The sequence below is a fragment of the Pseudoxanthomonas taiwanensis genome, assembly GCF_010093135.1.
GTDB classification, from domain to species: Bacteria; Pseudomonadota; Gammaproteobacteria; order Xanthomonadales; family Xanthomonadaceae; genus Pseudoxanthomonas; species Pseudoxanthomonas taiwanensis.
On sequence record NZ_PDWK01000033.1, the window covers coordinates 23726 to 31162 of the forward strand.

Sequence of the window (7437 nt, forward strand, 5' to 3'; positions counted from 1 at the left end):
CGGTCGCATCCCCACAGGTGATCCCATGCACGATCGCATTGCCGCCCGTACCGTCCTCCCGGCCCGCGCCCGGCTGGTCGGCGCCATCGCCCTGGTCCTGTCCGCGCCGGCCCTGGCGCAGACGCAGACCGGCCCGACCCTCGAGGAGCTGGCGCGCCGCCTGCAGGCGCTGGAGCAGCGCTACGGCGCCGCCTCCACCGACGCGGACGGCCAGCCGCTGGACCTGCAGGCGCTCGATCGGCGCCTGCGCGCGCTGGAGCGCAACCTGGCGCTGCAGGAGGAGGCACGCCAGGACCGGGGCGGGAGGCGGCGGTGGTGAGCGTGTCCGACAAGGGCGCCGCGCTGCGTTCGGGCGACGGCGACCACGAGATCCGCATCCGCGGCCTGCTCCAGGGCGACGGCCGCTTCTTCGGTGGCGGCGCGGGGGGCCAACGACACCTTCCTGCTGCGCACCGCGCGGCCGACCCTGGAGGGCACCCTGGGCCGCTGGATCGGCTTCCGCTTCACCCCGGAGTTCGCCGGCGACAGCGCCAGCATCGTGGACGCCTACGCCGACCTGAGGTTCTCGCCGGCGGCCACCGTGCGCGTGGGCAAGTTCACCTCGCCGGTGGGCCTGGAGCGGCTGCAGTCCTCGTCCTCGCTGGCCGCCGTCGAGCGTGCGCTGGCGTCCGAGCTGCTGCCCAACCGCGACATCGGCGTGCAGCTGCAGGGCGAAGCGGCCGGCGGCCGGCTGTCCTACGCGCTGGGCGTGTTCAACGGCGCGGTGGACGGGCGCGACGCGGCCACCACCAACCCGGACGACGAGTTCGAGTACGCCGGCCGCCTGTTCCTGGAGCCGCTCAAGGGCAGCGGCGGCTTCTGGGCCGGCCTGGGCTTCGGCATCGGCGCCAGCACCGGCGATGCGCGCGGCGCCGGCAACCTGCTGCCACGCTACCGCACGCCCGGGCAGCAGACCTTCTTCGCCTACCGTGCCGGGGTGGAGGGCGACGGCCGGCGCCGGCGCTGGTCGCCGCAGGCCTGGTTCCACCGCGGCCCGTTCGGCCTGCAGGCCGAGTATGCGTCCTCCCGCCAGGAAGTGCGCCTGGATGCGGCCGCGGCCGAGGTCGAGGCCACCGCCTGGCAGGCCACGCTGAGCTGGGTACTGACCGGCGAGGACGCCGGCTACCGCGGCGTGGCGCGGCCTTCGCGTCCGTTCGCCCCCGGCCGGGGCGGGTGGGGCGCCTGGGAACTCGTGGCCCGCTACGGCCGTCTGGAGGTGGACCAGGCCGCATTCCCGGTGTTCGCCGATCCGGATGCGTCGGCGCGCCGCGCCGCGGGCTGGACCGCGGGTGTGAACTGGTATCTCAACAGCAACCTGAAACTGGTGGTGAACTACCTGCACACCGGCTTCGAGGGCGGCGCCGCCGGCGGCGCCGACCGTGCGGACGAGAAGGCCGTCTTCACGCGGCTTCAGGTCGCATTCTGATCCCACCCATACTCCCGCAACGGAGCTGACCCATGAAGACCCTCCGACGACTCCTCCCGGCGCTGGCCGTGGCCTTCGGCCTGACCCTGGGCGCGGGCGCCCTGGCCAGGGACGCGAAGCTGCTCAACGTCTCCTACGACCCGACCCGCGAGCTGTACCGCGAATTCAACGCCGCCTTCGCCCGCCACTGGCAGCAGACCCGGGGGCAGAAGCCGGAGCTGGAGGCCTCGCACGGCGGCTCCGGCAAGCAGGCGCGGGCGGTGATCGACGGCCTGGAGGCCGACGTGGTCACCCTGGCGCTGGCCTACGACATCGACTCCATCGCCCAGCGCGGGCTGATCGCCCGCGACTGGCAGAAGCGCCTGCCGGAGAACAGCGCCCCGTACACCTCGACCATCGTGTTCCTGGTGCGCAAGGGCAACCCCAAGAACATCCGCGACTGGCCGGACCTGCTGCGCTCCAACGTCAAGGTCATCACGCCCAACCCCAAGACCTCGGGCGGGGCGCGCTGGAACTACCTGGCGGCGTGGGCCTTCGCCGAGAGGATCTTCAAGGGCGACCAGGACAAGGTGCGCAACTTCATGGTCGCGCTGTTCCGCAACGTGCCGGTGCTGGACACCGGCGCGCGCGGCGCCACCACCACCTTCGTCCAGCGCGGCATCGGCGACGTGCTGCTGGCCTGGGAGAACGAGGCCTTCCTGTCCATCGAGGAGGTGGGCCCGGACAAGTTCGACATCGTCGTGCCCTCGCTGTCCATCCTGGCCGAGCCGCCGGTGGCGGTGGTGGACCGCAACGTGGACCGGCGCGGCACCCGCGAGCTCGCCCAGGCCTATCTGGAGTACCTGTATTCGCCGGAAGGGCAGCGCATCGCGGCGAAGAACTACTACCGCCCGCGCTACCCGCAGCACGCCGATCCGGAGGACGTGGCCCGCTTCCCGAAGGTGGAGCTGGTGACCATCGAGGGCGCGTTCGGCTCCTGGGCCGAGGCGCACCGGCGGCACTTCGCCGACGGCGGCGAGTTCGACCGCATCCTGCAGGCCGCGCGCCGGTAGCCGCGCGGCCCGGCCCTTGCGCCGGCGCGGCGGCCGTGGCACAGCAGGAGGATGACGATGTCCAGCCTTCCCCGAACCTTCGCCCCGCCTCCACGCGGCGTCCCGGTCCCGGGGCGCCGCCGCCGCGTGCTGCCCGGCTTCGGCCTGAGCCTGGGCTACACGCTCACCTGGCTGGGCCTGATCGTGCTGATCCCGCTGGCCGGCGTGTTCGTGCACGCGGCCGGGCTGGGCTGGGGCGAGCTGTGGCGGATCTGGACCGAACCGCGGGTGCTGGCGGCGCTGAAGGTCAGCTTCGGCACGGCACTGGCCGCGGCCGCGTTCAACGCGGCGATGGGCACGCTGGTGGCCTGGGTGCTGGTGCGCTACCGCTTCCCCGGGCGGCGCCTGTTCGACGCCATGATCGACCTGCCGTTCGCCCTGCCCACCGCGGTGGCCGGCATCGCCCTGACCGCGCTGTACGGCCCCAACGGCTGGCTGGGGCGCTGGTTCGAGGTCGCCGGCATCCAGGTGGCCTACACCCCGCTGGGCATCACCGTGGCGCTGGTGTTCATCGGTCTGCCGTTCGTGGTGCGGGTGGTGCAGCCGGTGCTGGCCGAGAGCGAGCGCGAGCTGGAGGAGGCCGCGGCCACCCTCGGCGCCGGGCGCTGGCACACGGTGTGGAAGGTGGTGCTGCCGGCGGTGTGGCCGGCGGTGCTGGCCGGCTTCGCCCTGGCCTTCGCCCGCGGCGTGGGCGAGTACGGCTCGGTGATCTTCATCGCCGGCAACATCCCGCAGGTGTCGGAGATCGCGCCGCTGCTGATCACCATCAAGCTGGAGGAATTCGACTACGCCGGCGCCACCGCCATCGCCGTGGCCATGCTGCTGCTGTCCTTCGCCCTGCTGCTGGTGATCAACACGCTGCAGGCACGCCTGGCCGGCGGCCGGGGGAGGCGCTGAGATGGCGCCGGATGGTAACGTGCGGGGCGTCCTGGTGATGGAGCCCCACGGGTTGATGCCGACCGAGCCCGCCGCCGCCGTCCGCGCCCGGCCGCTGTCGCCGACCAGCGAGCCGCGCTGGGTGCAGGCGCTGCTCATCCTCGGCGCGGTGGGCTTCCTGGTGGCGTTCCTGCTGCTGCCGCTGGTGCTGGTGTTCATCGAGGCGCTGCGCAACGGCGCGGCCGCGTTCTGGGCCGCGGTCAGCGAGCCGGACGCGCTGGCCGCGATCCGCCTGACCCTGCTGGTGACCGCGATCGTGGTGCCGCTGAACCTGGTGTTCGGCGTGGCCGCGGCCTGGCTGGTGGCCCGCCACGAATTCCCCGGCAAGCGCCTGCTGGTGAGCCTGATCGACCTGCCGTTCGCGGTCTCGCCGGTGGTGGCCGGCCTGGTGTTCATCCTGGTCTTCGGCGCGCACGGCTGGGCCTGGCCGCTGATCGACGAGGGCGTGGACCTGGCGTTGCCGCTGCTGGGGCAGGTGCACCTGCAGCTGCCGAAGGTGGTGTTCGCGCTGCCGGGCATCGTCCTGGCCACGGTGTTCGTGACCTTCCCGTTCATCGCCCGCGAGCTGATGCCGCTGATGGAGCAGCAGGGCGCCGACGAGGAGCTGGCCGCGCTGAGCCTGGGCGCCAGCGGCTGGCAGGCATTCTGGCGGGTGACCCTGCCCAACATCCGCTGGGGCCTGCTGTACGGCGTGCTGCTGTGCGGCGCACGCGCCATGGGCGAGTTCGGCGCGGTGTCGGTGGTCTCCGGGCACATCCGCGGCCGCACCAACACCCTGCCGCTGCACGTGGAGATCCTCTACAACGAGTACGCCTACAGCGCCGCCTTCGCGGTGGCCTCGCTGCTGGCGCTCAGCGCGCTGGTCACCCTGGTGCTCAAGACCTGGCTGGAATGGCGCCACGGCGAATCGCTGGCCGCCGGCCACCGCCACTGAGGGTCCGCCATGAAGATCACCATCGAGAACCTGCACAAGCGCTTCGGCGGCTTCGCCGCGCTGGAGGACATCAACCTGGAGATCCGCGAGGGCGAGCTGCTGGCGCTGCTGGGGCCGTCCGGCTCGGGCAAGACCACCCTGCTGCGGGTGATCGCAGGCCTGGAGCACGCCGATGCCGGGCGGATCCTGTTCGGCGGCGAGGACGCCTCGCGGCTGCGCGTGCAGGAGCGGCGGGTGGGCTTCGTGTTCCAGCATTACGCCCTGTTCAGGCACATGACCGTGGCCGAGAACATCGCCTTCGGCCTGAAGGTGCGGCGCGGCCGCGACCGCTGGCCGGCGGCGAGGATCGCCGCGCGGGTGGAGGAGCTGCTGTCGCTGGTGCAGCTGCAGGGGCTGGGCGGGCGCTACCCGGCACAGCTGTCCGGCGGCCAGCGCCAGCGCGTGGCCCTGGCGCGCGCGCTGGCGATCGAGCCGCGGGTGCTGCTGCTGGACGAGCCGTTCGGCGCGCTCGATGCCCAGGTGCGGCGCGACCTGCGCGCCTGGCTGCGCCAGTTGCACGTGCAGACCGGCCTGACCACCGTGTTCGTGACCCACGACCAGGAGGAGGCGCTGGAGCTGGCCGACCGGGTGGCCATCCTCAACGGCGGCCGCATCGAGCAGCTGGCCACCCCGGCGGAGGTCTACGCCCGTCCGGCCCCCCCGTTCGTGTCCCCCTTCGTGGGCGCGGTCAACCGCCTGCGCGGGCGCCGTGCCGGCGGCCGCATCGAGGTCGAGGGCCTGGCCCTGCCGGCCACCGGGGGCCTGCCGGCCGGGGAGGAGGGCGAGGTGGACGTGTACGTGCGCCCGGAGGACCTGCGCCCCGGCGAGGGCGGCTGGGAGGCGGTGGTGGTGGGCGCCCAGCGCAGCGGCCCGCGGCTGCGGGTGCGGGCCCGCCTGGGCGGCGGGCAGGGGCAGGAGGTGGAGGTGGAGCTGCCGGTGGACGCCGCTGGGGCGCACCCGCCGGGCAGCCGCCTGGGGCTGGTGCCGGTGCGCTATGGGGCCTTCGCCAGTGCCTGAGGGCAGGGCGGGGAAATGTTGCAATGCGGTAGACGGAGGGGTTAACTATCCGTAAAGCGTGACGGATGCCCGGCCACGCCCGCGTGCCCCCCAGCCACCAGGAGAACCAGGATGAAGCGCCTCAAGCTCGCCCTTCCGCTCGCCGTCGTGTTTTCCACCGTGCCCTTCGCCGCTTCCGCCCAGGATGGCGGGTCGCCGTTCTCCTGGGAGGTCACCGCGGTTTCCGACTACGTCTGGCGCGGCACCTCGCAGAGCGACGAGAACCCCACCGGGCAGGTGGGCATCACCTACACCTCGCCGGTCGGCCTGTATGCCGGTGTCTGGGCCTCGGGCGTGGACTTCGGACCCGGCGACCCGAGCTACGAGGTGGACGGCTTCATCGGCTACAACGTCGACCTCGGCGAGTCGGTCAACTTCGACATCATGCTCAACCGCTACAGCTACCCGGACGCGGGCGAGCTGAACTTCAACGAGCTGATCACCACCACCACCTTCGCCGACACCTACTCGCTGACCGTCGCCTACAGCGACGACTTCGGCGGCAGCGACACCGACGCCTGGTACGTGGCCGCGGGCGCCAGCTTCCCGCTGCCGCAGGACTTCAGCCTCGACCTGAGCGTGGGCCGCAGCATGTTCGAGAAGGACTACAGCGAGGACTACACCGACTGGAGCATCGGCGTCAGCCGCAGCTGGGGCCTGCTCACCGCCTCGCTGGCCTACATCGGCACCGACGGCAACGGCCGTGACATCTTCGGCGAGCTGGCCGACAACCGCCTGGTGCTGAGCCTCAGCATCGGCCAGTGACGGCATCGTCCGCCAGGGCAACGGAAAAGGCGCCTTGCGGCGCCTTTTCCGTGTCCGGGGCCGGGAGCCTGCTCAGGTCCAGCTGAGCACGACCTTGCCCGCCTTGCCCTGTTCCATCAGGTCGAAGCCCTGCTGGAACTCGTCGATCGGCAGCTGGTGGGTCAGCACCTTGCCCAGCGGGAAGCCGGACAGCACCAGCTGGGTCATCTTGTACCAGGTCTCGTACATCTTGCGGCCGTAGATGCCCTGCACGGTCAGGCCCTTGAAGATGATCCGGTCCCAGTCCACGCCGGCGCCCTTGGGCAGGATGCCCAGCAGCGCGATCTTGCCGCCGTGGTACATGCACTCGAGCATGTCGTTGAAGGCGCGCGGGTTGCCGCTCATCTCCAGGCCCACGTCGAAGCCTTCCATGTGCAGGTCGGCCATCACGTCCCTGAGCGAGGTGTTGGCCACGTTGACCACGCGGGTGGCGCCCATGTCGGCGGCCAGCTTCAGGCGGTAGTCGTTGACGTCGGTGACGACCACGTTGCGCGCGCCGATGTGCTTGCAGATGCCGGCGGCGATAATGCCGATCGGGCCGGCGCCGGTGATCAGCACGTCCTCGCCGACCACGTCGAACTCCAGTGCGCAGTGCGCGGCGTTGCCGTACGGGTCGAAGAAGGCGGCCAGCTCGCTCGGGATCGGGTCCGGGATCGGCCACAGGTTGGAGGCCGGCATGACGATGTACTCGGCGAAGGCGCCGTCGCGGTTGACGCCGATGCCCACCGTGTGCGGACACAGGTGCGGGCGGCCGCCGCGGCAGTTGCGGCAGTGGCCGCAGACGATGTGGCCCTCGGCCGAGACGCGCTGGCCGATCCGGTAGCCGGTCACGCCCGGGCCCAGCTCGGCGATGCGGCCGACGAACTCGTGGCCGATCACCAGGCCCGGCCGGATGGTGCGCTGGCTCCACTCGTCCCACAGGTAGATGTGCAGGTCGGTGCCGCAGATGGCGGTCTTCTCGACCTTGATCAGCACCTCGTTCGGGCCCGGCGCGGGGACGGGCACCTCTTCCATCCAGATGCCCTTGGCGGGCTCGCGCTTGACCAGCGCCTTCATGGTCCGGGTCATGTTCCGACCTCGATGGGGAAAGGTGCGCATTATAGGTTGCCGGT

At 71.9% G+C, this 7437-nt stretch carries 8 protein-coding genes; 7 read left to right on the forward strand and 1 reads right to left on the reverse strand.

Going from position 1 to position 7437, the window contains the following annotated elements:
• The first annotated feature begins 25 nt into the window (after nt 1-25).
• From CR938_RS14630 to CR938_RS08135, 7 genes are all read left to right on the forward strand, one after another.
• The gene (locus CR938_RS14630) at nt 26-319 is read left to right on the forward strand and encodes a hypothetical protein (protein WP_246191018.1); all 294 of its coding nucleotides are present in this window, start codon (nt 26-28) and stop codon (nt 317-319) included.
• A gap of 93 nt (nt 320-412) precedes the next feature.
• Nucleotides 413-1465: an OprO/OprP family phosphate-selective porin gene (locus CR938_RS08110; protein ID WP_246191019.1), complete on the forward strand. Its 1053-nt coding sequence runs from the start codon at nt 413-415 to the stop codon at nt 1463-1465.
• A gap of 32 nt (nt 1466-1497) precedes the next feature.
• Entirely contained in the window at nt 1498-2517 is a 1020-nt protein-coding gene (locus tag CR938_RS08115) for a sulfate ABC transporter substrate-binding protein (RefSeq protein ID WP_162124526.1), read from the forward strand.
• Between the two features lie 57 nt (nt 2518-2574).
• Nucleotides 2575-3453 (forward strand): sulfate ABC transporter permease subunit CysT, encoded by an 879-nt coding sequence (gene cysT / locus CR938_RS08120; RefSeq protein WP_162124527.1) that lies wholly within the window; start codon nt 2575-2577, stop codon nt 3451-3453.
• Between the two features lie 55 nt (nt 3454-3508).
• Entirely contained in the window at nt 3509-4426 is a 918-nt protein-coding gene (gene cysW / locus CR938_RS08125; RefSeq protein ID WP_425502426.1) for a sulfate ABC transporter permease subunit CysW, read from the forward strand.
• 9 nt (nt 4427-4435) lie between these two features.
• Nucleotides 4436-5482, forward strand: coding sequence for a sulfate/molybdate ABC transporter ATP-binding protein (locus CR938_RS08130; RefSeq protein WP_162124528.1), 1047 nt, complete (start codon nt 4436-4438; stop codon nt 5480-5482).
• A 111-nt stretch (nt 5483-5593) separates the two neighbouring features.
• Nucleotides 5594-6286 carry a TorF family putative porin gene (locus CR938_RS08135; RefSeq protein ID WP_162124529.1) on the forward strand — a complete coding sequence of 231 codons (693 nt, stop codon included), beginning with the start codon at nt 5594-5596 and terminating at the stop codon, nt 6284-6286.
• Nucleotides 6287-6358: 72 nt separating this feature from the next.
• Here CR938_RS08135 and tdh read toward each other — a convergent pair whose 3' ends face one another.
• Nucleotides 6359-7393 carry an L-threonine 3-dehydrogenase gene (tdh, locus tag CR938_RS08140; protein ID WP_211365204.1) on the reverse strand — a complete coding sequence of 345 codons (1035 nt, stop codon included), beginning with the start codon at nt 7391-7393 and terminating at the stop codon, nt 6359-6361.
• Nucleotides 7394-7437: the final 44 nt, after the last annotated feature.

Excerpts from the sequence above, each read along its gene's own strand:
- CR938_RS08115 (WP_162124526.1), top strand. The coding sequence starts at position 1,498 with ATGAAGACCCTCCGACGACTCCTCCCGGCGCTGGCCGTGGCCTTCGGC.
- CR938_RS08130 (WP_162124528.1), top strand. The coding sequence starts at position 4,436 with ATGAAGATCACCATCGAGAACCTGCACAAGCGCTTCGGCGGCTTCGCC.
- CR938_RS14630 (WP_246191018.1), top strand. The coding sequence starts at position 26 with ATGCACGATCGCATTGCCGCCCGTACCGTCCTCCCGGCCCGCGCCCGG.
- tdh (WP_211365204.1), bottom strand. The coding sequence starts at position 7,393 with ATGACCCGGACCATGAAGGCGCTGGTCAAGCGCGAGCCCGCCAAGGGC.
- CR938_RS08135 (WP_162124529.1), top strand. The coding sequence starts at position 5,594 with ATGAAGCGCCTCAAGCTCGCCCTTCCGCTCGCCGTCGTGTTTTCCACC.
- cysW (WP_425502426.1), top strand. The coding sequence starts at position 3,509 with ATGCCGACCGAGCCCGCCGCCGCCGTCCGCGCCCGGCCGCTGTCGCCG.
- cysT (WP_162124527.1), top strand. The coding sequence starts at position 2,575 with ATGTCCAGCCTTCCCCGAACCTTCGCCCCGCCTCCACGCGGCGTCCCG.